Here is a 24,602-nt window from a genome sequence, read left to right on the forward strand (position 1 = left end):
TTCTACAGAATGAAGTTATTTAGAAAAAGCATATACAATGGCAAATACTCTTTCAGTTGCGTGCGCATAATTTTCAGTGCCTTGCCCATTTGGTTCTCCACCGTCTTTACCGAAATCTGCAACTGGTCGGCTATCTCTTGGTATTTCAATTCTTCAAATCGGCTTAGCTGAAATACCAAACGACACTGCTCGGGCAATGCTTTCATGGCCAAATAGATTTTGGATTCCAAATCGTTTGACAATACTTTTTCCTCCACCAAGTCACGCGAACGCTCCGTTTCTTGCACGTGCCATTTCGCATGAAGCTGTTTTACTTTTTCGTGCTTGATTACGTTGAGACAGCCATTGCGCACCATGCTGTACAAATAAGCCTTCAAAGAAGACTGCACACTCAGTTCATTTTTCTTTTCCCAGATTTTGATAAACGTTGTCTGCACCACTTCTTCGGCTTCATTCTTGTCATTCAGAAAAGAATGCGCATAATGACATAACGGTTTATAGTAGGTTTTAAAAATCATTTCAAAAGCGATTTGGTTGCCCTCTTTAATTGCTCTATAATTTTCTTCGTCTGATTGCATCTGCCAAATTGAAATGACAATGCAATGTACGGTTTAGTTTATTTTTTGTTTTCAAGTCGTGCCTAACTAAATTTTTGATTTGCAGCAACCTGTAGGATGCCGAATAGCTTGCGCCTATTACTTACTATGTGTAATACTCGCCCTTCCAATCATCAATCCTTTTCGAATGTCGGGTGAGCCCCATACTTCAATCAATGGTTCGCCAAAAGCGGTGATGTAAACTTGGTTGGAAGCAAACAATTTCAATCTGCCTTCACCATAAATTGAAGTGGTAATGTCTTCACTCTTTAAAGCACTGTTATCAATTTTATTTTCGCCATAGAGCCGATAGGTTTGTCGCTGCGCAAGTCCGCTCTTTACCTTGATTTTGTTTTCACCGTACAGAACCATCCGAAACTCCCCCACATTCAAACTGTCTAGTGTAATTTCAGATTGACCGTAGGCTTTCAGTGTAAATTCATCACCCGCAATCACGCTAGTGCATGTAATCTCTTCTTCGCCCCGTACTTCCAATTTTTGCAAATCGGTGTAGGTAACATAGGCCGTTACCAATGCATCGCGATAAACACTCACCTTACTGCGATAATCATCGCCATCTACATATTCACGCTTATCTAAAATGCGCGCACCTTCTAAATAAAGTTGTAATGTTTTGCCTGAAACACTGGCGTGGATTTTATCTTGATCTACCCGTGCATACACAACGCGCACACTTTCCTTGTTGCCTTTGGTCAATACAACATTGATTTTGGGCGAAATAGTGATTTTCTCGAAGGAGGGCAATGAACGAGTGAACTCTTGTGCATGTACATGCATGTACGTCAATGCTAAGCAAAGAAAAAGGTTAATTGTCTTCATATCTCTGGGTTTTAGAGATATGACAACCCAGAAGATGCTTACCCCTATTCTGAGAAAAGATTTTTTTTCTTGCCAGAACGATATTCTGTTGTGTTTATCGGTGCTTTTAATCCGATTACACTTGCCGAAATAAGAAGAGATAAATACACTGAATCGATATCGATTGTTTTTAATTACGCCTTGAAATATTCTTCCAGCTCTGTTAAGGTGGTGGTGCCGCGGAGATCCTTGATTACTCTCCCTTTTTCCAACAGCACAATGCGGTCGCAGATTTCGGTTACGTGGTTCAGGTCATGACTGGAAATCAGGTAGGTTACTTGCCTTAACTTCCTTTCGGCTTGCAACAAATCTTTCAGGCGGATTTGCGAAGTCGGGTCCAAGTTTTCAAACGGCTCATCGAGCATAATGACCTGCGGATTGCCAATGAAGGAAGCGGCTATGCCTACTTTTTTCAAATTCCCTTTCGACAAATCACCGATGTATTTGTTTTGCCCGGTAATTTCACCATGAAACAACACTTCAAACTTTTCTTGAAATGATTTCAAATCAGCGGCACTATATCCGTGTAAGTTGCCCACAAACCGAAAGTACTCATCGGGCGTGAGGTAGGGAATCAGAAATCCTTCATCTAAAAAAGAGCCAACGTGCTTTTTCCATTCATCATTGCCTTGCACATTTTTTCCATCGATCGATACGCTTCCCGAAGTTGCTTTCACCAAATCGAGTATCATGCGAAACAGCGTTGTTTTCCCCGCACCATTATTGCCGACCAATCCAAAGCTTTCGTTGTTGCCAACGGTTAGCGATTCAACATCTACCACCGTAGTGTTCTTGTAAACTTTTTTTAATGCTTGTATTTCTATCATACGTATTGTTTATTCTTTGCGGAAGCCCGCTGCTATTTCGTATTTTTTTTGTTCCAATCTTTTTGCTGTCAGGGTTATCAAAAAAGGTCGGCAGGCAATGCCAATTAATCCCGCCAAGGCTACTGCCATTATTCCAATTTGAGTAGAGAAAATAAATTTAAAGGGTAAATAAAAAATAAATGGAGCCAACATAAGCGGTATGGCCATTACCCATTGGGCAGCACCCATTCCCTCGTAGTTAAATGTTGAGCCTTTTTTCAAATCAATTTTCTGGGGTCCCCACATGGCCAAGTTCATGATGATGAAAATGTTTACACCCATGTTGAAGAGCATCATCGCCAAGTGAGTGAATACAATCCGCCAACCAAAATAAGCGTACGGCAAGCTTACTACAAAGGCCACCAAGGTGGTAGCGCTGAGCATCCAATATTTAGACTCAATGAACTGGCGGATGGAAAGTGGCCGCGTAAGTGTAAAATCAAAGTGACCGCCTTGCCAACTAAAAAGCAACTGGCCATAGTTAATCATAAATGCCCCTGTAATGAACATGCCAGCAAACAATGCAACACCTGGCATCTTTTCACCCGCACCGCCATCGCGGTAAAACACCAAGCCATAGAGCAAGAGCAGGGCACTGATCATCACAAATGTTCTTGGGCGTTTGTTTCGCAAAATCAACTTTATTTCCAGGTTTATCCACTCGCCATACGTACCAAATCCTCGCAGAAACTGCCAGTCGCTGTACTTGCCCCATTCCGTGGCACTATCTTTTTCCGAACTCCAGTCATCGGCATACATGCTGTTAATCATCACGTGATAATCGAGCCAATAGAAAACCACTGTAAGCCCAAATGAAATGATCAGTGTTATATAAATAAAGGTTGGTTGATGAAAAATGGCTAATGAAATATCTGACAATTGAAACCATCCGTAATAATCAGCTCCACCCAGCAAACCAAATACTCCCATGAATAGTAAGATACCCCAAATGTTATCATCTAATTTCTTTTTGTAGAAGATAACCAAGTAATGAAGTGCAAGGCTTAACAGCACCAAACAGCTCAGCCACGAAATGGCCGAACCGGTGCCCCACTGGGGCGCTACTACTTTGAAAGTAAAAGGGGCAAAGAGCAAGAACACCGAACTATTGAAAACATGCACCAGCGACTTGGTTAATAAATAATGCGCAATAGAAGAACGATGGATGGGCAAGTGTAAGTAAGGCTGAACATCCAATGCGGGCACATTTTGCATGAAGTAGCGCATCACAAACTCTACTACAAAATAATACAGCAACAGTTTGTTAACGAAGAGCAAACTATCGGGCTGTTTCAAATAGCCGGTGATGAGTCCATCCATGGCGAAGCCCAAGCCCAATGAATAGCCAACAATCATGAGCGCCAAAAAGCCCATGAAAATACCTTTTGCTAAATCTTTGCTAAAGGCAGAAGAGTGTGTGAATTTTTTATAGGCGTGTGAGAGGAAGATGTAGGTCATGAAAAATGCAAATTCAAATTTATAAAACGCAAAATTAGGAGATTAAGTTAAGCCTTAATCATCTCCGCTCCCTTCTCCGCAATCATCATCGTTGGTGCATTCGTATTTCCACTGCTGATGACGGGCATCACCGAAGCATCAATCACACGCAAATTATAAAATCCCCTTACACGAAGTTCAGGATCCACCACAGCCATTTCGTCTGTACCCATTTTGCAGGTGCCCACAGGGTGATAAATGCACTCGGCTGTTTCACGGATGTGATTCAACCACGCTTCATCTGAATCGCGCTGTTTAGGCAAATGGGTTTTGATGCGAATGTTTGAAAAAGCATTTGCTTCTAAAACTTCCAACGCTTTTCTCCCACCCGCCACCTGCACCTTTTTATCTTCTTCTTCAGCGAGGTAATTTGGATTTATCAAGAGTGGCTTGGATATATCTGCGGAATTCAAGGACACATAACCCCTGCTATCGGGCCGCACTTGAGCAGGAAAAATGGAATAGCCATCTGTTTTTGAAAACGTGCTCATGTCGTACATATTGGCTACTTTATCATCTCCTGCGTTGGTGGGCGTAAATTGAAACTGAATATCGGGCCGCGTTTTTTCGGTTGATGATTTAAGAAAAGCAACAGCTTCTAATGGCCCAATCGACATGGGGCCGCTCTTGGTAACTAAGAATTCAATCAAGGCGGCCGCCTGCCGATACCACGGCAAGTAATAATTGTTCGACTTGATGTTGCATTGACTGCTCACAGGAAAGAAAATATGGTCTTGCAGATTTTTGCCCACACCCGGCAAATCTTTTTTTACATCAATGCCCTGTCTTTTCAATTCATCGCTGGCGCCAATGCCCGAGTGCATGAGTAACTTGGGCGACTCAAAAGCACCCGCACTTACAATTACTTCTTTACGCGCACGCGCCACCATGGTGGCACTTCGGCTCGTCATAAACTCTACACCGCTTGCACGCTCGCCCTCCAGCACAATTCGTTTGCACAAAGCTCCGGTAATGACCGATAAATTTGCTCTCTTGAGTGCGGGCACTAAAAAAGCTTTGGCCGCGCTAAAACGTTTGCTGTTTTTCATCGTGTACTGAAACCAGCCGGCCCCTTCTTGTCTTGCTCCGTTTACATCATCATTTTCTGGAATGCCCTTTTCCGCACAGGCTTTGATGAACGCTTCTCCCATCGGTGTGTGGTACCAATGCGCTTGTGTTACGTTCAACAAACCGCCTTTGGCATGAAATTCATTCTCAAATTGTTCGTTGTGCTCTGATTTTTTGAAGTAGGGCAGCACTTCATCAAAACCCCAGCCTTCATTACCCAAACTTTTCCAGTGGTCATAGTCTTCGCGTTGGCCGCGAATGTAGGCCATGGCGTTGGTAGAACTGCAGCCACCGAGTACTTTGCCTCGGGGGTGATAGATTTTTCGGTTGTTGAGATGCGCTTGTGGCTCCGTCCAATAGCAATTCCAATCCACATTGCTGTGATGCAGTTTTAAATACGCTTGCGGAATATGAATTTCAGGTTTAGAATCTTTGCCTCCCGCCTCAATCAACAATACTGTTTTAGATTCGTCTTCCGACAGTCGATTGGCCAAAATGCACCCGGCTGAGCCAGCCCCGATAACGATGTAGTCGTAGGTCATAATTTAATTTGAAAATGTATCAATTTGAAGATTTGAAAATGAAAATGCAACTAAGGCATATAGAAATCTCAAGGTTATCTTGATGAAACTTAGTGTCTTCGTGTCTTAGTGGTTTATATCTAGCCAACATACTACTCAAGAGCAGCAATTGCATTCGCATAATCGCTCTGCAAATCTTCTGGCAACTTGGCGAGAATCGTATTGATCTTTTTTAGTTGACCTTGATATAAATTGAAAAGTGCCGGGCTATTGTCCATCGGAATTTTCGCAGCTTTTACTTTTTCGCAGAAATAGATTCGCAATTCCAAATCGGTTTCGTCTCGGTCGGAGTATTTGATGTGGCGATTGGCAAAGCGCAGCGTTTTGCGAAGCATCTTTTTAACGATGTACAGATTACGGCCTTTCAACTCTTCAAATTGCGAATCGATGTCTTCTTTAATTTGGCGGACATAACTTGCCTCGTCCTGCGACTCAAAAAGCAAATACCCGAGCAGTTCTTTATTTTCCTTTTTGTATTTGGCCAACCGCAAACACAGCGATTGGATTACGTCCGGATCGGTTTGTTGTAGCTCTTTCTTAATTTCTGCTAAGCTGGCAAATGTCATGACTCACTTTGGAAATGCGTCAATTTGAAGATTCGAAAAGCATAATCCAAATGCCGATTTTCAAGTTAGCCAATTTTCAAATTTTCAAATCGCTTAAACATCTCCCACACCACGATTCCCAAGCATACCGAAATGTTAAGCGAATGCTTCGTGCCGATTTGTGGAATCTCCAAAGCTAAATCGCCTAGTTCAATCACCTCATCGCTCACGCCATGCACTTCGTTGCCAAAAACTAAGCAATATTTTTCATTGGGATGTGAAGCAAATGTTTGTAGAGGAATGCTGTCAGTCGTCTGCTCAACAATTACGATTTTATAGTGCTGCTCTTTTAGTTTTTTAACCGCTTCTGCCGGATGCTCAAAATATTCCCAAGCGACAGATTCCGTGGCGCCCAATGCCGTCTTTTGTATTTCTCGGTGCGGAGGCGTGCCAGTGATGCCGGTCAAGTAAATTTTCTCCACTCGAAACGAATCGGCTGTGCGAAAAGCCGAACCCACATTGTGCAAGCTTCGCACATTATCCAACAAAATACAAACGGGTATTTTTGCTGCTTCTTTAAATTCATCAACCGTTATCCGGCCGAGTTCTTCGAGTTGTAGTTTTTTCATTTCAATCAATCATCACCCACCATTCCGATACACATTATATTCGTTGCTACCCTAGCTTCAATTCGCCTTTGCTAAATTAACTACCAACTCCCAATTAAATTGCACAAACTTGTGTAACGATTCTTCCAAAATCCTTTCTTGATCGCTGTGAGCCGCAAAACCTTTTGGCCCATCCTCGACATCCGTCATCGGGCCGATGCCATAACACTCAATGCCTTTCGCTCGTAAGAAAGCCATATCGGTTGCACCTGTTGGCATGGTGGGAATGGTAACAGTATTATAAATTTTGGTGACCGCGCTTTCGGTTACCTTAAATGCCTCTGAATCTAACCGCGAAGGACGGGCAGACGGGCGCAAGTTTCTAGTGTTGGGAACAATTTCAATTTGCGAATCATTGATCACGCGTTTCATCTCGGCCAACAATGTTGGCATGTCTTCATCCGGCAAAGCTCGAACATCTAAAGTAGCTTCGGCTTCACTTGGGATTACATTGCTTAGATAACCACCTTTAAAAATATTGGGTGAGATGGACGTGCGAAGGGTAGAATGCATCCGTGGCTCTTTGGCGGCAAAATACTCTTGCGCCTTTTCTGCATCCTTGCCCGTCACCACCGCCATGTAGCGTGCAGCATCGGCTGGCGCACTCACCGAAGCAAGTCGTGTGAAAAATGCTTTCGTAGTTTCGTTCAAGCGCATGGGTGTTTGCCAGGCTGCAATTTTAGCAATGGCCTGCGACAAATGAACGATGGCATTGTCTTGCAGCGGCACCGAACCATGACCAGCTGTTCCGCGGGCAACCAACTTCACACCATTCGGCACTTTCTCGGTGGTAGAAACGGCTGCGTATAAAATTTTTCCTTCTTTGCGCGAAACGCCACCGCCCTCGGCAAAGCAAAACTCTGCTTCAATATCGGCCCAATGTTCCTTCACCATAAAATCAATACCCACTTTGGTGTTTGATTCTTCTCCGGCCTCGGCCAAAAAAATCACATCTCGATCCAATGGAATATTCAATCGTTTTAATTGCAACATCACCATTAAGGCGGCCACCACATTGTCTTTATCATCTACGGCACCACGGCCGTACACGTAGCCACCTTCGCGCGTGGCCGAGAATGGGGGATGAATCCACTTAGAGGAATCAACACTCACCACATCGGTGTGCGCCATGATGAGGATGGGTTTTTTCTTTCCGTTGCCTTTGATTCGCGCCACCAAGTTGGGGTGCTTGGGGTCGTTGGAAAATACTTTGTTTGAAATGCCTTCTTTGTCCAAAACGGATTTTAAATAGTCTACCACGGGGGCTTCATGGCCCGTGGCCACGCTCGAGTTGATTCTCAAGATGGCCTGAAAATGTTTCATGGTTTCTTCTTGCAGTTTGGCCCAATCGGGTTGTTTGGTTTGGGCATGAGCAAGTGTGAAAGCAAAGGCGAAGGATAAAAAGAGTAATAGGCGCATAGGTTTTGGGTTAGGTCTATGATTTGTCCCACAAGATAGCAAGGACAGTTGATACTTGATTAACAATTGCCGAATCAAAACCTTTTTACAAAATATCTTTTCCAGCTATCAGCAATTCGTAAACTATCTGCATTGGGAAAACATTCGTATAAGAAAATGCGTCCATGTTAAAAACTTAATTCCCTTATAAAGTAGCATTTTTAAGTCTCACAGATATTGGTTTATGACCAGCAACATACATTCCGTATTTGGTTGCTTGTGGTAAAATTTTTTATAGATTATGAAAACTGTATTCTGTCTAGCAGGTAGCTTTAGTTATGGCATTCGCCACAGAGTAGCCAGTAAAAAATTAATAAAAGGAAAACTTATTCAACAACTGGAAAATGTATCTCTGTAACTAATTGTTCTTCCGATACCTGACCCGGCATATTCATATAGACTTCAAATGGATCAATTCCTTTGCGGTGCTTAAACTCCTTGCCGCGCTGCATCATGTATTGCGTTGTCCACGCATTGCCTAAATGTTTGTACGGTCCCGTGTGCGAAATGGTATTTACTTTAACTGCGGGAATAGTCCCACTTATAAATCCTTCGGACAATGAAGTAGGAATTTCTTTCACAGGAAAGGCCGATGTGTAAACGACTTTATTCTTTACTACATCCCAAACGTGATAGATTGAAAAACCAGGGCCTGCCATTTGGTTAGCATTCTTCGCTGCCCATGTGGAGAGCTTACCGAAATCATCTGCCATTTTGGTATTCAGTGTATCCATCGTGCAGGTTGTTTTGATTCCGATGTATTTGTTTCCATCATATTGATGGATGCCTTTAAAATCTAGTTTGGAAGGTACGGCTCCGTTCTCTACATAATCTTTTAGCATACGAAGGCCACGATCGTAATCCGAGCCAATGTAGGCGGTCATCATCTTCGTCATAAAGAACATAAAAAAGGGAAGACTTCCCGTCATACTCCACGTTACTTCGGTAGTTTGTCCTTGTTGCTTCAACTCAAACCAAACGGGCGAAGTGGATTTCCACGGCTTTAAAAAATGAACAACCATATCTAACCGATGTGGGCCATTTTCTTTCAGCACTTTCATTTCTCCGCTGCCCGTACGTTTTCCGTTCCAATTGTATTCTTTGCCTCCCGTTTTTACTTCCACCTTCACACCTGGCTCTGTAATTAGCCAAGGAGACCAAGCTGGCCAATGGTGATAATCGCTGATGATAGAATAGACTTTTTCAGGCGAAGCCTGAATAGTGATGGATTTGGCAACATGAAAGGCGGGCATGGCTATTGGGGTTTAAGTAACGAAAGTAAGAAAAGGAGGGATTATTCTAAAATCGTTGGAATCAATTTCACACCAGCTCAAATGGTCTGTTGAAATAACCGAAGGAATAAATCTTCTTGCACCTCTGCGCCCAATTCAATAGCTTGTTTGTTCTTTAATTTACAAGATATGAAAACACTTTTTAGAATAATCCTCTTTCTTGGTGCAACGTCTTTTTCGTTTGCCCAAACAAAAGCGCCCATCACCGCTGGCGACTTGATGAAAATCGTCACCACCAATCAAATACAAATCTCACCCGATGGCAGCAAGGCCGTGACGGTGGTGAACCGCAAGGCCGTGAAAAATGAAAATGAATATTACTACACGCGCCATTTATATTTGCTGGACCTGACTGGCAAAGACGAACCACGCCAATTGACTTTCGGTGATAAAACCGATGGCCAACCCCAATGGAGCCCCGATGGCAAAACGCTTGCCTTTGTGCGCAGTGAAAATGACAAGTCGCAAGTATGGATGCTGTCTTTGAGCGGTGGCGAGGCCTACTCCATTACAAAATCAGAATTTGGGGCCAGCAACCCGCGGTGGAGCCCGGATGGCAAAAAGATTTTGTACACCTCTTCGATTCCGTTTTATGCGATAGAAGGTGCACTACCATGGACTTATGAACGCCCGGGAAGAACAGTGGGAGATGAGCCCAACTGGAAAAAACTAAAACCCGAAGAGCGAAAAAATATCAAGGCCAGTCCGGATGGCACATTGGAAGAAGTGCGCGCCTGGCTGAGCAAAAACAATTTTGAAAACAATCCGCGCGTGCTAACCCGCCAGCAACTGCAAGGTGAATTGAATCTTCAACCTGAAGAGGATTTTACCCATCTTTTTTTGAAAACAATTGGCAGCGATGAGAAGCCTGTTCAAATCACTACTGGCTATCAGGATTTTGAAGGTGCCGAGTGGAGTCCTGACGGAAAGAAAATCATTTGCCACTCGCGTATTTACAAAGTCGCACCTGATGACGAGCAGGATACGGACTTGTGGGTGATAGATGTAGAAACCAAAACAGCGAAAGAATTTTTGACTTGGAGCGGCCATAGTTTATCCAATGCAAGCTACTCACCCGATGGCACGCAACTTTTATTTTATGCGGAGGTATTAGCGAATCGACATGCTACGCAAACTCAACTGGCAGTAGTAAGTGCCAATGGCGGAACGCCTGTTTCATTAACAGCAGCGCTTGACCGCGATGCAGGCCAAGCTACCTGGAGTGCTGATAGTAAAAACATTTATTTTACCTCTCAGACCGAAGGTGACATTCCGCTATTTGTTGTATCGGCTAAAGGCGGAAACGCTATCAAAGTTCTGGGCAACGATAATGGTATCAATGATCTTGATGTGCAAGGCGACAGGGTAGTGTATGCTCTTACAGAAACAAAAAATCCGTGGGAGGTTTATCACTACAATCTAAAAACCAAAGCAAACCTACAACTCACCAAATTCAACGAAGGCTGGTTGAAAGAAAAACAAATCAGCACTCCGAAAGAATATTGGCTCACTCGCCCCGATGGCAACAAAATACAATATTGGGTAATGGAGCCTATCGGTAAAAAAGAAGGATTGAAATATCCAGCCATTCTCAACATCCACGGTGGACCAACGGCCATGTGGGGGCCAGGCATCTTTAGTATGTGGCATGAGTACCAGGTCGAAAACAGTTGGGGCTATGGTGTAGTGTACAGCAATCCACGCGGTAGCGGTGGCTATGGCGATAAATTCAAAAAAGGCAACTACAAAGATTGGGGTGCTAGCCCTGCTGGAGATATTTTGGCTTCGCTCGATGAAGCCATGAAACAACATGCGTGGATTGATAAAGATAACTTGTTTGTAGAAGGTGGAAGCTACGCGGGTTACATGGTGGCGTGGATTATATCTCATGATAATCGTTTCAAAGCGGCCAATGCGCAACGAGGCGTCTACGATTTAACTACGTTTATGGGCGAAGGCAACGCGTGGCGATTGGTGCCCACTAATTTTGGTGGATATCCGTGGCAGAAAGAAACGAGAGCGTTGTTGGATGCTGAATCGCCTTACTCCTATGTTGAAAAAATCAACACTCCTTTGCTAATCATTCATGGAGATCAGGATTTACGCACCGGTGTGATTCAATCAGAGATGCTTTATAAGAGTTTAAAAATTCTAAACAAGCCGGTAGAATACATTCGCTATCCAAAAGAAGGACACGAGCTCACGCGCAGTGGTAATCCCGGACGGATGATGGATCATTTGCTAAGAGTGATTGAGTTTTTTGAACGGTATGCGAAACATGCTGAGGCACCACCAGCTACTTCACCAAAACACTAAATACAATCTCGAGATCACCACCCAAGATGGAACAGAAGGTAGGTCAGCTGAATATACGACAATCTGTTGGGCGTTTGATGCATATTTAGCGTATCAAGGTTAACTTTCGGTAAATTGTAAAAATAGATTTTTATGAACAGGTTATTGATAGCTTTTGCAATTTCCATAGCCACTTTTTCTTCGGCCAATGCGCAATACGACATGGGCGATGCCGAATGGAATGCCTCCCTAAATACCCTTATCTCAAAAGCGAAAGTTCAATTCAGCTAATTCAAAACCTACATGACCCAAAACTATAATGTGGGCAGAGATAAATACGATATGTGGCAGAGCACAATAGGAATGAACGTGGGCGACATTTATTTGGCTGTTGGCGGCAAGTTTTATAAAAAATTGTATACGAAAGAAAGTGACTAAAATTAGACGTATGAAAAATGTACTATTTCGATTTTTCTTTATACTTTTTTTACTAACAATCAGTCCTTGGTACTTTCTATATGAAATACCTGGCATTTCGAACCTACTCGACCTCTATTACAAAGGTGAAGTTTGGACTGTTGGAATTTTTAACGAGTATTTGTTCAAAATCAAAGATACACTAAATGAAAATGGTAACGGCAGCGGAGACACTTCATATGCTTGGGCACAATTTTTTACATTTCTTATTATATCATTTCTAGGAAGTATCATTTGGACAATAACTGCTATAAAAAAAGAAGTTAGCTATAAACCTCTTGACTTTTGGCTTAGAAACATTATCAGGTACTATCTCGCACTTGTCTCGTTTAGTTATGGTGTTACCAAACTTTTTGCACTACAAATGTCATTTCCTAATCTGAGTCAATTAGCCACTCCTCTTGGAGACTTTTTGCCTATGCGATTATCATGGATGTTTATTGGCTACTCGACTCCTTACCAAATATTTTCAGGTGTAATGGAAACCATTGTGGGGATTTTACTTCTGAACAGAAAGACTGTTACACTTGGTGCAATTCTTGGAATAGGTGTATTCTCCAATGTATTTATGCTTAATCTAAGTTATGATGTCCCTGTAAAACTGTACTCGATGCAGTTACTTCTATACTGCATATTTCTTACCGTCCAAGATTGGAAACGATTATTAAATTTCTTTTGGTTTAATGAAAATGCTCAGCCTACAGCTTTATACCACATTGAATTAAATAAAAAATGGCAAAAGATTGCAAGAATAATATTCAAAGTGGGTTTTGCTATACAATTTGTTATAATGCCAATTAATGGAGAATGGAGTCGATACAAGGAGGAATCTAGCAAAGGTGAATTGAAGCCAATAAAAGTTGGTTTATACAACATCAAGACATTTGTAAAAAATAATGATACAATACCAATTTCTATGGACGAAATGATTTGGAAAGATTTCATATTTGATAAAGGGGGTATTGGAAGCATAAATACGCTTGACACACTATTCAGACAACGCTATAACAGAGGATACTTTGTATATCAGCCTGACTCAGTTACTGAAACCATCCTATTCAAAAGAAATGCGACAGACTCAACTAATCTCTTTGAAATGAAGTATAAAATTATTGACGAAAGAACTATTGAGCTATGGGGCAAATTAAAGACAGACTCATTGCATTTTCAACTTCAAAGAAGCAACAGACATTTCCAATTAACAGAACGACAATTTCACTGGATTTCTGAATCAAACAGGTGACAGAAAACTAGTCGCCAACAAAATGCTTCTGCATTACGCGGTGACGTGTAAGCTATAAGTTGCCAGTGGTGAAGAAAAATCCAAAAAAGCTAAGCCAGTCCCTAAGACACCATCGATAACAACAAAGCCCCAAAAACAATACTCTCAAAATGGGCTTCAATGCAAAGATTTGCTAGTGGTGGCGTTTGGTTGTAAAGCAAATTCTTTCAAGACTCGCCATTGGTTGTCTTCGTTTTTCAACAACACAATAACGTTTACTTGCCATACGGCTTCAAATTTTTTTGACCTGAATTCTTGCCAAGCTTTCGCAAACATTGATTTCTTTAGGTCACGAAATGCAATGGTGATATGCGGATGAAAAGGTAGCCCGCGATAATCCGCGTTCAGGATATTCAATTCCTTACGGAAAAAAAGTTGAAGCCGATTACGAAATTGATTGAGCACCAAGTTTGGCTGAATTGAAATATAAATAACGCGTGGCTCAAAATGCCCAAATCCAGACGCCAAAATTTCGAATGCGGTTTCAGTTTTTACAAAACTCGCCAACGAGGTAAATAATCTATCTTCTTTCGCTTCTTTCCAGCGAAATGGCATAAGCAAGGTTAGGTGCGGTGGAGAGTTTAATGCACCTTTTGTATTAAAGTTTTCTTTGCAATATTCCTTTAGTTGATTGATCTCCTCGTAAGTAGGCGAAGGGGGTACGATGGCAATAAAGTATTTAGATACGTTCGTTATGTCCATTTCGCATTACTGTGGAATTTTCTTTGGAATATCAAAACCTAATACCTCCAGCTTTTTAAATCAGCTCCTTTCGGTGCGCTTTCCTCAATGCGCTTCAAAATCCGAGGCAAATACATAGTGTTGTACCGCAAACGAGAAATGTAGTTGGGATTATCGTGATCACCATTCCAGCAATGTTCTGCCCGATCGCCATAATCAACTTCTCCTTTATAAAATGGATTGTTTGTTTTTTTCAAAAAGTCCTCCATCAAATAAACAGCATTGTTCAAATAGTAATTATCCATATCGCCACAATACAAATGAATTTTGCCTTGCAACTTAGGCCCGAGTGTTTTCCAGTCGCGTTCTAAAATATACCGAAGGTCATAATTTTCTCTCCAATACTCGGCTACACTCTTATCTATCTCTCCCGTTAGTTTATCAAATATCCGTTTGGGGTAGCCATCTTCGCCTTGCGGAGAATAGACTGCTTCCCAAATATCAAATTGATCGCCCGAGCGACTGTGGGTACCGAGAACATATTCATAATGGTTGGTCTCCTCCATGGTAGCGGATACTTGACCCAAGTAGTTTCGAAATGCAGGTTTGGCGATTTTTTTGAAATCACTCTCGTACCAAAACGCATTATTATCTTTGTAAATATCCACTAAGCAAAAGGAACGAAAGTCAACTGGGTCGGGGCAGGCAGCAAAGCATCCGTTAAACTCATCAGGGTAAAACATTTGCACGGCCAGCGCTTCCCAACCGCCTGTTGATCCGCCATACGTAAAGCGCGCCCATCCTTCACCAATGCCTCTAAACTTTCCTTCAATCTCGGGTAAAAGCTCTTTCATAATGGCATCGCCATACGGACCTAGATTGGCAGAGTTAACGGCATACGAATCGTCATAGTAGGGATTAGCATGTTGAATTTCAATCACTAAAAAACGCGGAAAGTTTTTGCTCGTCCATTGCTTATAAAAATTATAGGCTTCTTGCTTTTGAAGTTTGTTGTAGCCGTAAATTGAAAAGCGAGTGGAGTAATCAGAGGTATCCATTTTGGGGTCGGGTGGTTCGGTGCTAAAGCCACCAAAATCAGAAGGAAAATGACCATGATAAATCATCAATGGATAATGAGCATTTGGATGCTCATCAAAACCCTCGGGTAACAACACGTGGGCTCCTAGGTACATCGGTCTTCCCCAAAATTCAGTGAGCAGTTTGCTTTGAATTTTAATATGCTTCACATACTTGGTGTTGGCTGGCTCTTGTATGGGCGGTATCTTTTGATCCATTACAATTTTGATTGTCTCCCCCTTTGCGGGATCGATATTTACTTTTGTTGGCTTGCTGTAAAAATTTCCAGGTTTGATATTCCAATGTTGACCTTCTCCTTGATCGGGCGGAAGCTTCACTGTTTTGCCATTCTTTAAATGAAATGTTTCGTACCGATTGATCAGTGCTTGAACATAGTAATCGCCTGCTGGAATGTCTTTGATGCTGCGCACCGGAAAACCAAAGACTGATTCGTCTATAAATATTTCCTCTCCCGGTTTTAAACCATCCACATCTAAGCCAAAGGCCAGTTGTGTTTTTAACCCAAAATTGATTTGATTCCGAGGCTCCGATTGATTGTTGTTGGCAAGCATCAACATGATGTGACCATCTTGCGCGGAGTCAATCATTTCTTTTGTAAAAGAAATGGCAAAGCGCAATCGAGTTGAAGAAGAGGGAGTGCATTGCCATCCGAAAAAAATCAAAATCAACAAAAAGGGCGAAAATCGTTTCATAGGTTTATCCTTTAGATAGGTTCTTAAATCTACAATAATTATCCCTGCACCAAAAACAAAGAATGATGAGTGGTTTTGAAATTTATTGTTAACTTTATTTCACTTAAGCAAAATCGGTAATGAAAACCTCTCGCAGAAATTTTATTAAGAAGGGAGCTCTTGCATTGGTAAGTGCCTCCGTTTTATCTACACGCTTGTTTGGCTCAATAGGTAAAGAGCAATTGCTCGGACTTCAATTGTACTGTGTACGCGATGATATGAAAGACGATCCGCTCGGAACGCTTAAACTTCTAGCAGAGATAGGATACAAAAACGTAGAGCATGCTAACTACGTAGATCGAAAATTCTATGGGTACACGGCCAAAGAGTTTAAGAAGATACTCTCAGATTTGGGAATGAAAATGCCCAGCGGCCACACTGTGTTTGGAAAAGAGCATTGGGACAACAACAAAAAAGAGTTTACCGATAAATGGAAATACACCGTAGAAGATGCGGGAGAAGTGGGGCAACAGTTTGTGATCAGTCCATGGTTAGATGCAACGCTTCGGTCAACTTACGATGACCTGTTGAAACAGATGGAAATCTTTAACAAGAATGGAGAGCTGTGCAAAAAATTGGGTATGAAATTTGGCTACCACAATCATGATTTTGAGTTTAGCCAGAAGCTCAACAATCTAACAGTTTACGATATCATGTTGAAAAACACCGATCCCAATTTGGTGATGCAGCAACTCGATACCGGCAATCTATACAATGGCGGTGCAAAAGCGATCGACATTGTAAAAGCCTATCCAGGCAGGTTTGAGTCGATGCACGTAAAGGACGAAATACCCAGTGCGGTTGGTCATGAAAAATATGAAAGCACAATTTTGGGTGCGGGCATTGTAGATCTTAAGAACGTAATTGATTTGGGTAGAAAATCGGGTGGCACCAAACATTTTATAATCGAGCAAGAAGCTTATCAAGGTAAGAAACCAATTGATTGTGTGCGCGAGGATTTGGCGATAATGAAGAAGTGGGGGTACTAAATACAGGTGTCATTTCTTGAACAATGTCTGCCTCTTCTAAATCTATTACCCTCAAAGAAGTCACGCTCGATTTCATTTCACTTTTCTTCCCACATTATTGTTTTGGATGCAACCGCGCTTTGGTAAAAGGAGAGGACACCCTTTGCACTTTTTGCCTGATGGATCTGCCGAAAACCAACTATCATTTGCAAGAAGAGAACCCAATCAAAAATAGATTGCTTGGCCGCTTGCCACTCAAGCATGTGTGGGCTTACCTTAAATTTCGCAAAGCAGGCATTGTCCAACACCTCTTACATCAGTTAAAGTATAATTATCATCCCGAGGTGGGCATCAAATTGGGGAAAGCCTATGGCCACGAGTTGGTGAAAGCAGGGTATAAAAATGAATTTGATTTAATCATTCCTGTGCCGTTACACACTTCTCGTAGGCAGAAACGCGGATACAATCAAAGTGCCAAGTTTGCCGAAGGCCTTAGTGCTTTGTTTGAAACCCCGTGGGACGACTCCATTTCTATTCGCAAAGTTTCTACCGCCACTCAAACCAAAAAAACAAAATTGGCGCGTTGGCAAAATGTATCTGACGTATTTGACTTGCCGGACAATGGAAAAATTGAAGGCAAACGAATTTTGTTGGTTGATGATGTAATCACTACAGGGGCTACGATTGAAGCCTGCGGCCAGCACCTAATTGCCAAAGGTTGTCAAGAGCTAAGCATCGCCTGCCTTGCCGAGGCACAATAAAAAAACCCTCCGATTTCTCAGAGGGTTTTGAGTAAATTTCTTTTCGTTATGCTTAGTAGTTAGATCCGGCACGGATCATCGCGCAACGGAAACCAATGGTGGCCGTAGCCGAGTCTTCATCTAAAAATCTACGCGTACCGGGTGACATCCAATAAGCCACATCTTTCCAAGAACCTCCTTTGTACACCCGCACTTTATCCGAAACCAAAGATATAAAGCCCTGAGGATTTTTGGTATAATTGGCAACTTTAATGGACTTAGAAGTACCATCAGGCAAGGTAATGGTAGAGTCTCTCATTTCTTTGGTGTAACGATTCCGGTAGTCACCGTGGCTATCAATAAAATCATCTCTACGGATAGGGTTCAAGTCATCAAAATCTTGGTGCGAAAGCGGACGGTAAACATCCATTACCCACTCGCTCACGTTACCGGCCATGTTATACAAACCGTAATCGTTAGGAGGATATTCATAAATATAAGAAGTAATCAAGGCACCGTCATTTAGGCGTCCTGCAATACCACCGTAGTCACCGCGTCCTCTTTTAAAGTTGGCCAAGAAATAGCCCATTTGCTTTCCGTACGGATTACGAAGCGCATGGCCATCCCAAGGATAAAGACGCTGGTGGGTTTGCATTTCCTCCAGCCACAGCGTTCCAATTAACGCCTGTGCTGCATATTCCCACTCGGCTTCCGTTGGCAAACGGTAGGCAGGAATGCTATAACCAGATTCGATTGGCACACGACCTTGACCAGTTAATTGCTCGGGCACTGCTTCGCCAGCTTTTTCAGCGAAGTCAGCATTTACTTTTGCAGTTCTCCATTTTGCATAATCATTGGCTTGTTTCCACTTAACACCCACTACTGGGAAGTAACGGAAACCTGCATATCTTAAATAGTAATCAACATACGGATCGTTGAAGGCAAGTTTAGATCTCCAAACCAAGGTATCTGGCAGCGCAGCAAGGTAGGCTTTACCTCCGTCAACTTTAGTAGAGTCAGCGGTTAAGTAATAAAGATATTCGAGGTAGTGAATATTGGCAATTTCAGTCTCATCCATGTAGAAAGAAGCCAACGAAACGGTTCTTTCCACGTTATCGCGATACGACATCACATCTTCTTCAAAAGAGCCAAGCACGACACGACCGCCCTCGATAAACATCATGTTGGGTGCATCAGGCTGCTCATTGTAAGGTTGAACTTCAAAGCCCTCGGCTTTATCGCGTGTGTATTTTAAGCCGGTAGCACTACTAACTTGGCCAGGGTTTTGAGCTGTTGGTCTACCTCCGCTTTTCTTTAAGAAGCAGGAAGAAGCTAAAAATGACAGCGCAACTAAGGGTAAAAAGGACTTCGAGTACTTCATTTTCTTTTGGTTATGGATAAAAGTAACCGCTAATATAAAGAGATAAATACATGTTTACCAATCTGTAAGAATTTTTTGATAAATCCTTAATGGAGGTGAAAGCGCATTATAAAGTTCAACGCCTACCGTGCTTTGATTATTGTATTACCAAATTGGGAAGGATCATCTTGCTTCATATATAAAATCTCAGCTAATACATTTGATTTTCAGCGATTTGAATGATTGGCATGAAATTGAATCATTTAGGAAAAATCAATTGTACAGTATGATTTCCATCGATGATTTTAGAACGGCCTCCTTTGAGAGAAAGTGTGATGTGGTAATGGCCGATACCACTTATATTACCAGCCGAAAGCTTGGGGGTGCTGAGGTCTATCTTTACCATTCTGGCAAATTCTTTATCGAAGTATATTACTCACCCACTTACAAAAAGGTATTAATGATTAATGCTTTTGACGATAGCTATGGGTTGGAACCATATGCAGAAATGGTTTCTTTGGTTGACTTGGGTTTATAATCCAACCAGCCCCAAAATTTCAATGGCCTTGCCCACAGAGGTAATATCTTCCATGGTAAGGGTAAGCTTGCTGGCCGAATCCTTCATCCGGCACTTTTTGTTATGGGTTTGCACAAAGGCCAATATTTTGCCGAATACCTCAGATTTAAAGTAATCCGCTTTGCCAGATATGAATTGTGCCCTCAACTTGTCGTTTTTCAGCGAAATTTTTTCAAAACCTAACTGCTCTCCCATCCAGCGCAAACGAACAGAGTTGATCAACTGCTCCACCGAATCTGGCCATGTGCCAAATCGGTCTTTCAACGAATCGCTAAACTTTTGAAGTTCTTCTTCATTTTTAATATTGTCAAGCGATGAATAGAGTTGCAAGCGCTCGCTGGTATTGTTAATGTAGGTGTCAGGAATCAATATCTCTAAGTCGGTTTCGATCACACAATCTTGCACAATCAATTTTGCTTTGGCCGTTAGTTCTTCTGCAAACAAATCGCGGAACTGCGTCTCCTTTAATTCTTGAATGGCATCGTCCAAAATTTTGTGGTAGGTATCAAAACCCAAATCGGTGATGAAGCCGCTTTGCTCTGCGCCTAGCAAGTTGCCTGCACCGCGTATATCCAAATCGCGCATGGCCACTTTAAAACCATCGCCCAAATCAGAAAACTCTTCTAACGCAGCCAACCGCTTCCGCGAATCGGAGGATAACACCGAAGTAGGAGGTGTGAGCAAATAGCAAAATGCTTTTTTGTTAGATCGGCCCACGCGGCCGCGCATCTGGTGCAAATCGCTCAAGCCAAAAAGATTGGCGTGGTTAATAATAATAGTGTTGGCATTGGGAATGTCCAAACCCGATTCGATAATATTGGTGGATACCAGCACATCGTATTCGCCTTCTATAAATTTCAACATCACCTTTTCCAATTTATCGCCATCCATTTGCCCGTGGGCAATGCCAATGCGCGAATCAGGAACGAGTTTAAAAATGACGTTGGCAACTTGATCGATGTCGCTGATGCGGTTGTGTACAAAAAATACTTGTCCGCCCCTGCGCAATTCGTGGCTCACGGCATCGCGAATGGTGATTTCGTTATACGTGTGCAATTCGGTGGTAACGGGTTGGCGGTTGGGCGGAGCCGTAGCGATGATGCTCAAATCGCGGGCGCCCATCAGCGAGAAGTGTAACGTACGCGGAATAGGCGTGGCGGTAAGGGTAAGCACATCTACGTTTACTTTCAATTCTTTCAACCGGTCTTTTACCTTTACACCAAATTTTTGCTCTTCATCAATCACCAATAATCCCAAATCTTTAAACACTACATCTTTGCTCACAACGCGGTGCGTGCCAATGATGATGTTGATGTTTCCATCGCCTACACTTTTTATGATTTCCTTGATTTCTTTTTCCGATTTGAAACGAGAGACATAATCAATTTTCACGGGGAAGTTTGCGAGCCGCTCGGAAAATGTGCGGTAGTGTTGCATTGCCAAAATAGTGGTGGGTACCAACACGGCCACCTGCTTGCCCTCGGTAGCCGCTTTGAAAGCGGCACGGATGGCCACTTCGGTTTTTCCGAAACCAACATCGCCACAGACCAACCGATCCATGGGGTGGGCTTGCTGCATATCGCGCTTCACATCTTCCGTGGCCTTGGCTTGGTCGGGTGTATCTTCATAAATAAAAGACGACTCCAATTCAGCTTGTAAAAAACCATCTTCTGCAAAAGCAAAACCGGGTGCACCTTTGCGCTTGGCGTACAGATCGATCAACTCTTTGGCAATGTCCTTTACTTTCTTTTTAACCTTTGCTTTCTTGCTGTCCCACTCGCCACTGCCCAATTTGCTGATGGAAGGCGTTGCCCCGTCTTTACCGGAGTATTTCGAAATTTTGTGAAGGGCGTGGATGCTTACGGTAAGAATATCGTCATCGCGAAACACCAACCGAATGGCCTCTTGCTCTTTGCCGTTGACCTCTTTTTTTTCCAGTCCTGCAAATTTGCCGATGCCATAATCGATGTGCGTTACAAAATCGCCTGGCTGCATGGTTTGCAACTCACGAAAAGTCAATGCCTTCGACTTTGAAAACTTTTCTTTGCTGCGGTAGCGGTGATAGCGTTCAAAAATCTGATGGTCGGTATAGCAAACGATTTTTAAAGTAGGGTCGACAAAGCCCTGCCGAAGCGAAAATGAAAGTGTTTGAAATGTAAGTTCGGGATGTATTTCGGCAAAAACACCCTGCAAGCGCTCGGCTTGCTTGGGTTGCTCGGCCGCAATTAAATTGGCAAAGCCTTGTTGTTGATGTTCGAGCAGATTAGCAGCCAACATCTCAAAATTTTTATTGAACGAAGGTTGAACAGAAGATTTGAACTCAAACGTATTGTGAGGTTGAAAATAAAACCGCGAACCAAATTCAATGCGCCCAAACTTTTGAAGGTGTTGCAGAAAGTCAGCTCCGGTATCAAAAAGTTGAGTGGGCTCCAACACAACTTTTGTGTTGCCACTTTCGTGGAGAATTTTATCAAAACTTTGGCTGGCCTTATCAAAACAGGTATTGATGATGTCATTGGCCATGGCTACATCTTTCAACCAAAAGCGCGAAGAGGGCGAGATGAAATCGAAAAAAGATTGACGCTCTTCTTGCACCAAACGGGTTTGCACATTGGGCATCAAACTAACTTTTGTCAAACTTTCAACCGAAAGTTGCGACCCGGGATCAAAAGTGCGGATGCTGTCCACTTCGTTACCAAATAGCTCAATCCGAAACGGCAGTTCATTGGCAAATGAAAACACATCGATGATACCGCCACGCATGGCAAACTGCCCCGCTTCAAAAACAAAATCTGTTTTCTCGAAGTCGTACGTGTGCAAAAACTCTTCTAAAAACTCACGATCTAGTTGCTCGCCTTTGTTTACAATAAAAGTATTGGAGGCCAACGACTTTTTGTTGATTACTTTTTCTGATAGGGCTTCGGGATACGTAACAATGATATTACCATCGGGGTGGTTGCTGAGTTGGTTCAGCACTTCTGCCCGCATCAATACGTTGGCATTTTCAACTTCATCGTACTCGTAGGGTCGCTTGTACGACATGGGGAAAAGAAAAATCCCCTTTTCTTGCAATAGATTTTGAAGATCGTTGAGGATAAAAGAAGCTTCTTCTTTGTCGTGGGCAATTAAGATGTGTGTGGCGCGCACACTTTTGTACATGGCTGCCAATACAACTGCATCTAAACTGCCATGAAGCCCCTTTAAGTGAATTGATTTTGAAGCAGACGCGCCTTCGTGCGGGGCATTTCGGTGAACGAGCGTACGAATCCCCTCGGCCAGCGTCTGCAAGAGGCTGTCCGTTTTGTAGAGCAATAAGAAATCTGCGGCCTTCACAAAACGAGGCGCAAATATACAGTGGTGGTGCGCGGATAAAAAATCAATCATAAAACTTAATTGAAACTTGATTACTTTTGCTGGATGCGTACCGTGATACTATTTGTTGCTAGTCTTCTGATTGTTTTCTCCTGCAACTATGAAGACAAAAAGCAATCTTCCTTTGAGCAAATCCAAAATCAAATACTCACTACTTCGTGTGCCATTTCCGGTTGCCATCAATCGACTTCCGACCCCAGCTTTTTGCAACATGGTTTGGTATTAGAACGGTCGGTGGCTTATCAAAACCTGATCGATCAAAAACCGAAAAACAACAATGCGCTAACCGATGGCCTGCTGTTGATAAAACCATTTAAATCAGAGGAGAGCTTGCTCTATCATAAACTTAATTTTGCAAGCCACCATCAAAGTGACTATGGCAATAAAATGCCATTGGGGCTTCCCCCTCTGTATGTTGGCCAAGTGGAGTTCATCCGGCAATGGATTGAAGCGGGCGCACCCAAAGATGGAAACCCCGTGGACGAAAAATTGTTGCAAGATAAAACCGTGCCCGAAGAAAAGTTTGATGCACTGCCACCCCCGCCAGCAGGTAAAGGGTTTCAGGTAACTATTCCTGAATTTGAAGTGGCACCTAATTTTGAGCGCGAGCTTTTTCTGTACAAGAAAATTGGCAACACCCAAGATGTGTATGTGAACCGCATTGAGGTGAAGATGCGGCAGAACAGTCACCATTTTGTTTTATACGATTTCAACGGTCAAACACCGCCTGCGCTGATCCCTCAACTGAATGTTATTCGCGACATCCGCAACCCCAATGGCAGCAATAATGTTTTTAACATGCTGCCCATGGCTTATCATACCTATGTTTCCGGCACACAAACTCCGTATTCTGATTTTCGATTTCCCGACAATGTCGTGTTGGTGATTCCGGCCAATGCTGCTTTGGATATGAATACTCATTACGTAAATAAATCGGGCACCCCGATTAAAGGAGAAGTGTTTATGAATTTGTACACGGCCGATTACACGGCCGCCACCAAAGTGGCAAAGCCAATTAATTTTGGCAATCAAAATTTTAATTTGCCCCCCAAGCAACGGACGCTTATTACCAAGTCGTTTGCATTTAATAGTTCGGTAAAAATTATTTCACTTACGTCTCATACCCACCAACTGGGCGAGCAGTTTGTCATAAAAATAAATGGTGGCCCCCGAAATGGAGAAGTGATTTACACTAGCACCGATTGGCACCATCCACAAGTAATCAATTATTCAACACCCATTGTGCTAAATGCTGGGGAAGGATTGACGTCAGAAATTACCTACAACAATGTGAAAGATGTAGCTGTAAAATTTGGGTTGACCAGCGAGGATGAGATGGGAATCATTTTTGGATACTACATCGACAACTAATGGATTACGTTCGGTTGCTGATGCTGTTGATTGCACTCACCGCGCTTTTGTTTTTACTGCTCGGATTGATTCGCCCGTGGATTATGCTGTGGTGGGAAGATGTACAAAATCGGTTGAAGGTGATTAAAGTTTATGGCACCGTAGCCGTTATTTGCTTTCTTGCTTATTGGGTAATGGGTCTATTTTAGACTATTTTAGTA

The 24,602-nt window shown here is 42.7% G+C and carries 21 protein-coding genes; 8 read left to right on the forward strand and 13 right to left on the reverse strand.

The window, feature by feature from the left end:
- Positions 1-2 precede the first annotated feature (2 nt).
- From KA713_16095 to KA713_16135, 9 genes are all read right to left on the reverse strand, one after another.
- Positions 3-578 (reverse strand): RNA polymerase sigma-70 factor, encoded by a 576-nt coding sequence (locus KA713_16095; GenBank protein ID UXE65969.1) that lies wholly within the window; start codon positions 576-578, stop codon positions 3-5.
- A gap of 117 nt (positions 579-695) precedes the next feature.
- A complete protein-coding gene (locus KA713_16100; GenBank protein ID UXE65970.1) occupies positions 696-1,436 on the reverse strand; it encodes a DUF2807 domain-containing protein in 741 nt (246 codons plus the stop codon).
- Positions 1,437-1,609: 173 nt separating this feature from the next.
- On the reverse strand, positions 1,610-2,302 hold the full coding sequence (locus KA713_16105) for an ABC transporter ATP-binding protein (protein UXE65971.1): 693 nt from the start codon (positions 2,300-2,302) through the stop codon (positions 1,610-1,612).
- Between the two features lie 9 nt (positions 2,303-2,311).
- Complete coding sequence (locus tag KA713_16110; GenBank protein UXE65972.1) at positions 2,312-3,799, reverse strand: hypothetical protein; 1,488 nt, start codon at positions 3,797-3,799, stop codon at positions 2,312-2,314.
- 47 nt (positions 3,800-3,846) lie between these two features.
- Positions 3,847-5,448, reverse strand: a complete 1,602-nt coding sequence (locus tag KA713_16115) for a GMC family oxidoreductase N-terminal domain-containing protein (GenBank protein ID UXE65973.1) — start codon at positions 5,446-5,448, stop codon at positions 3,847-3,849.
- Between the two features lie 131 nt (positions 5,449-5,579).
- Complete coding sequence (locus tag KA713_16120) at positions 5,580-6,053, reverse strand: hypothetical protein (GenBank protein UXE65974.1); 474 nt, start codon at positions 6,051-6,053, stop codon at positions 5,580-5,582.
- A 65-nt stretch (positions 6,054-6,118) separates the two neighbouring features.
- Positions 6,119-6,661: an RNA methyltransferase gene (locus KA713_16125; GenBank protein UXE65975.1), complete on the reverse strand. Its 543-nt coding sequence runs from the start codon at positions 6,659-6,661 to the stop codon at positions 6,119-6,121.
- A 57-nt stretch (positions 6,662-6,718) separates the two neighbouring features.
- Positions 6,719-8,119 (reverse strand): M20/M25/M40 family metallo-hydrolase, encoded by a 1,401-nt coding sequence (locus KA713_16130; protein UXE65976.1) that lies wholly within the window; start codon positions 8,117-8,119, stop codon positions 6,719-6,721.
- Between the two features lie 365 nt (positions 8,120-8,484).
- A complete protein-coding gene (locus tag KA713_16135) occupies positions 8,485-9,411 on the reverse strand; it encodes an SRPBCC family protein (GenBank protein ID UXE65977.1) in 927 nt (308 codons plus the stop codon).
- Positions 9,412-9,579: 168 nt separating this feature from the next.
- Here KA713_16135 and KA713_16140 point away from each other — a divergent pair, with 168 nt between their 5' ends.
- The 3 genes from KA713_16140 (at position 9,580) to KA713_16150 (ending at position 13,465) form a co-directional block, all read left to right on the forward strand.
- On the forward strand, positions 9,580-11,766 hold the full coding sequence (locus KA713_16140) for a S9 family peptidase (protein ID UXE65978.1): 2,187 nt from the start codon (positions 9,580-9,582) through the stop codon (positions 11,764-11,766).
- A 132-nt stretch (positions 11,767-11,898) separates the two neighbouring features.
- The gene (locus tag KA713_16145; GenBank protein UXE65979.1) at positions 11,899-12,036 is read left to right on the forward strand and encodes a hypothetical protein; all 138 of its coding nucleotides are present in this window, start codon (positions 11,899-11,901) and stop codon (positions 12,034-12,036) included.
- A 157-nt stretch (positions 12,037-12,193) separates the two neighbouring features.
- Positions 12,194-13,465, forward strand: coding sequence for a hypothetical protein (locus KA713_16150; protein UXE65980.1), 1,272 nt, complete (start codon positions 12,194-12,196; stop codon positions 13,463-13,465).
- Between the two features lie 156 nt (positions 13,466-13,621).
- Here the strand turns inward: KA713_16150 and KA713_16155 are convergent, their stop codons facing one another.
- Together KA713_16155 and KA713_16160 are read right to left on the reverse strand one after the other, a co-directional pair.
- Positions 13,622-14,206 carry a 2'-5' RNA ligase family protein gene (locus KA713_16155; GenBank protein ID UXE65981.1) on the reverse strand — a complete coding sequence of 195 codons (585 nt, stop codon included), beginning with the start codon at positions 14,204-14,206 and terminating at the stop codon, positions 13,622-13,624.
- Positions 14,207-14,244: 38 nt separating this feature from the next.
- Positions 14,245-15,975, reverse strand: a complete 1,731-nt coding sequence (locus KA713_16160; protein UXE65982.1) for a hypothetical protein — start codon at positions 15,973-15,975, stop codon at positions 14,245-14,247.
- A gap of 119 nt (positions 15,976-16,094) precedes the next feature.
- Here KA713_16160 and KA713_16165 point away from each other — a divergent pair, with 119 nt between their 5' ends.
- Both KA713_16165 and KA713_16170 read left to right on the forward strand, forming a co-directional pair.
- Positions 16,095-17,003, forward strand: a complete 909-nt coding sequence (locus KA713_16165; GenBank protein UXE65983.1) for a sugar phosphate isomerase/epimerase — start codon at positions 16,095-16,097, stop codon at positions 17,001-17,003.
- Between the two features lie 23 nt (positions 17,004-17,026).
- Positions 17,027-17,743 carry a ComF family protein gene (locus tag KA713_16170; protein ID UXE65984.1) on the forward strand — a complete coding sequence of 239 codons (717 nt, stop codon included), beginning with the start codon at positions 17,027-17,029 and terminating at the stop codon, positions 17,741-17,743.
- A gap of 52 nt (positions 17,744-17,795) precedes the next feature.
- On the opposite strand, the gene gldJ is transcribed toward KA713_16170, so the two are convergent.
- Positions 17,796-19,103 (reverse strand): gliding motility lipoprotein GldJ, encoded by a 1,308-nt coding sequence (gldJ, locus tag KA713_16175; GenBank protein ID UXE65985.1) that lies wholly within the window; start codon positions 19,101-19,103, stop codon positions 17,796-17,798.
- Between the two features lie 199 nt (positions 19,104-19,302).
- Between gldJ and KA713_16180 the strand changes: the two genes are divergently transcribed.
- Positions 19,303-19,620, forward strand: a complete 318-nt coding sequence (locus KA713_16180) for a hypothetical protein (GenBank protein ID UXE65986.1) — start codon at positions 19,303-19,305, stop codon at positions 19,618-19,620.
- Here the strand turns inward: KA713_16180 and mfd are convergent.
- The gene (gene mfd / locus KA713_16185; protein ID UXE69160.1) at positions 19,615-22,992 is read right to left on the reverse strand and encodes a transcription-repair coupling factor; all 3,378 of its coding nucleotides are present in this window, start codon (positions 22,990-22,992) and stop codon (positions 19,615-19,617) included. The genes KA713_16180 and mfd overlap by 6 nt on opposite strands.
- 84 nt (positions 22,993-23,076) lie before the next feature.
- On the opposite strand from mfd, the gene KA713_16190 reads away from it, so the two are divergent.
- On the forward strand, positions 23,077-24,402 hold the full coding sequence (locus KA713_16190) for a hypothetical protein (GenBank protein ID UXE65987.1): 1,326 nt from the start codon (positions 23,077-23,079) through the stop codon (positions 24,400-24,402).
- Positions 24,402-24,590 (forward strand): hypothetical protein, encoded by a 189-nt coding sequence (locus KA713_16195; GenBank protein UXE65988.1) that lies wholly within the window; start codon positions 24,402-24,404, stop codon positions 24,588-24,590. Before KA713_16190 ends, KA713_16195 begins: the two co-directional genes overlap by 1 nt.
- The last annotated feature ends 12 nt before the right edge of the window (positions 24,591-24,602 follow it).

The sequence above is a fragment of the Chryseotalea sp. WA131a genome (genome assembly GCA_025370075.1).
In the GTDB taxonomy this organism is placed as follows: Bacteria; Bacteroidota; Bacteroidia; order Cytophagales; family Cyclobacteriaceae; genus ELB16-189.

Coding starts and splice junctions, on each gene's coding strand:
- KA713_16095 (UXE65969.1), bottom strand. CDS start 578: ATGCAATCAGACGAAGAAAATTATAGAGCAATTAAAGAGGGCAACCAA.
- KA713_16100 (UXE65970.1), bottom strand. CDS start 1,436: ATGAAGACAATTAACCTTTTTCTTTGCTTAGCATTGACGTACATGCAT.
- KA713_16105 (UXE65971.1), bottom strand. CDS start 2,302: ATGATAGAAATACAAGCATTAAAAAAAGTTTACAAGAACACTACGGTG.
- KA713_16110 (UXE65972.1), bottom strand. CDS start 3,799: ATGACCTACATCTTCCTCTCACACGCCTATAAAAAATTCACACACTCT.
- KA713_16115 (UXE65973.1), bottom strand. CDS start 5,448: ATGACCTACGACTACATCGTTATCGGGGCTGGCTCAGCCGGGTGCATT.
- KA713_16120 (UXE65974.1), bottom strand. CDS start 6,053: ATGACATTTGCCAGCTTAGCAGAAATTAAGAAAGAGCTACAACAAACC.
- KA713_16125 (UXE65975.1), bottom strand. CDS start 6,661: ATGAAAAAACTACAACTCGAAGAACTCGGCCGGATAACGGTTGATGAA.
- KA713_16130 (UXE65976.1), bottom strand. CDS start 8,119: ATGCGCCTATTACTCTTTTTATCCTTCGCCTTTGCTTTCACACTTGCT.
- KA713_16135 (UXE65977.1), bottom strand. CDS start 9,411: ATGCCCGCCTTTCATGTTGCCAAATCCATCACTATTCAGGCTTCGCCT.
- KA713_16140 (UXE65978.1), top strand. CDS start 9,580: ATGAAAACACTTTTTAGAATAATCCTCTTTCTTGGTGCAACGTCTTTT.
- KA713_16145 (UXE65979.1), top strand. CDS start 11,899: ATGAACAGGTTATTGATAGCTTTTGCAATTTCCATAGCCACTTTTTCT.
- KA713_16150 (UXE65980.1), top strand. CDS start 12,194: ATGAAAAATGTACTATTTCGATTTTTCTTTATACTTTTTTTACTAACA.
- KA713_16155 (UXE65981.1), bottom strand. CDS start 14,206: ATGGACATAACGAACGTATCTAAATACTTTATTGCCATCGTACCCCCT.
- KA713_16160 (UXE65982.1), bottom strand. CDS start 15,975: ATGAAACGATTTTCGCCCTTTTTGTTGATTTTGATTTTTTTCGGATGG.
- KA713_16165 (UXE65983.1), top strand. CDS start 16,095: ATGAAAACCTCTCGCAGAAATTTTATTAAGAAGGGAGCTCTTGCATTG.
- KA713_16170 (UXE65984.1), top strand. CDS start 17,027: ATGTCTGCCTCTTCTAAATCTATTACCCTCAAAGAAGTCACGCTCGAT.
- gldJ (UXE65985.1), bottom strand. CDS start 19,103: ATGAAGTACTCGAAGTCCTTTTTACCCTTAGTTGCGCTGTCATTTTTA.
- KA713_16190 (UXE65987.1), top strand. CDS start 23,077: ATGCGTACCGTGATACTATTTGTTGCTAGTCTTCTGATTGTTTTCTCC.
- KA713_16195 (UXE65988.1), top strand. CDS start 24,402: ATGGATTACGTTCGGTTGCTGATGCTGTTGATTGCACTCACCGCGCTT.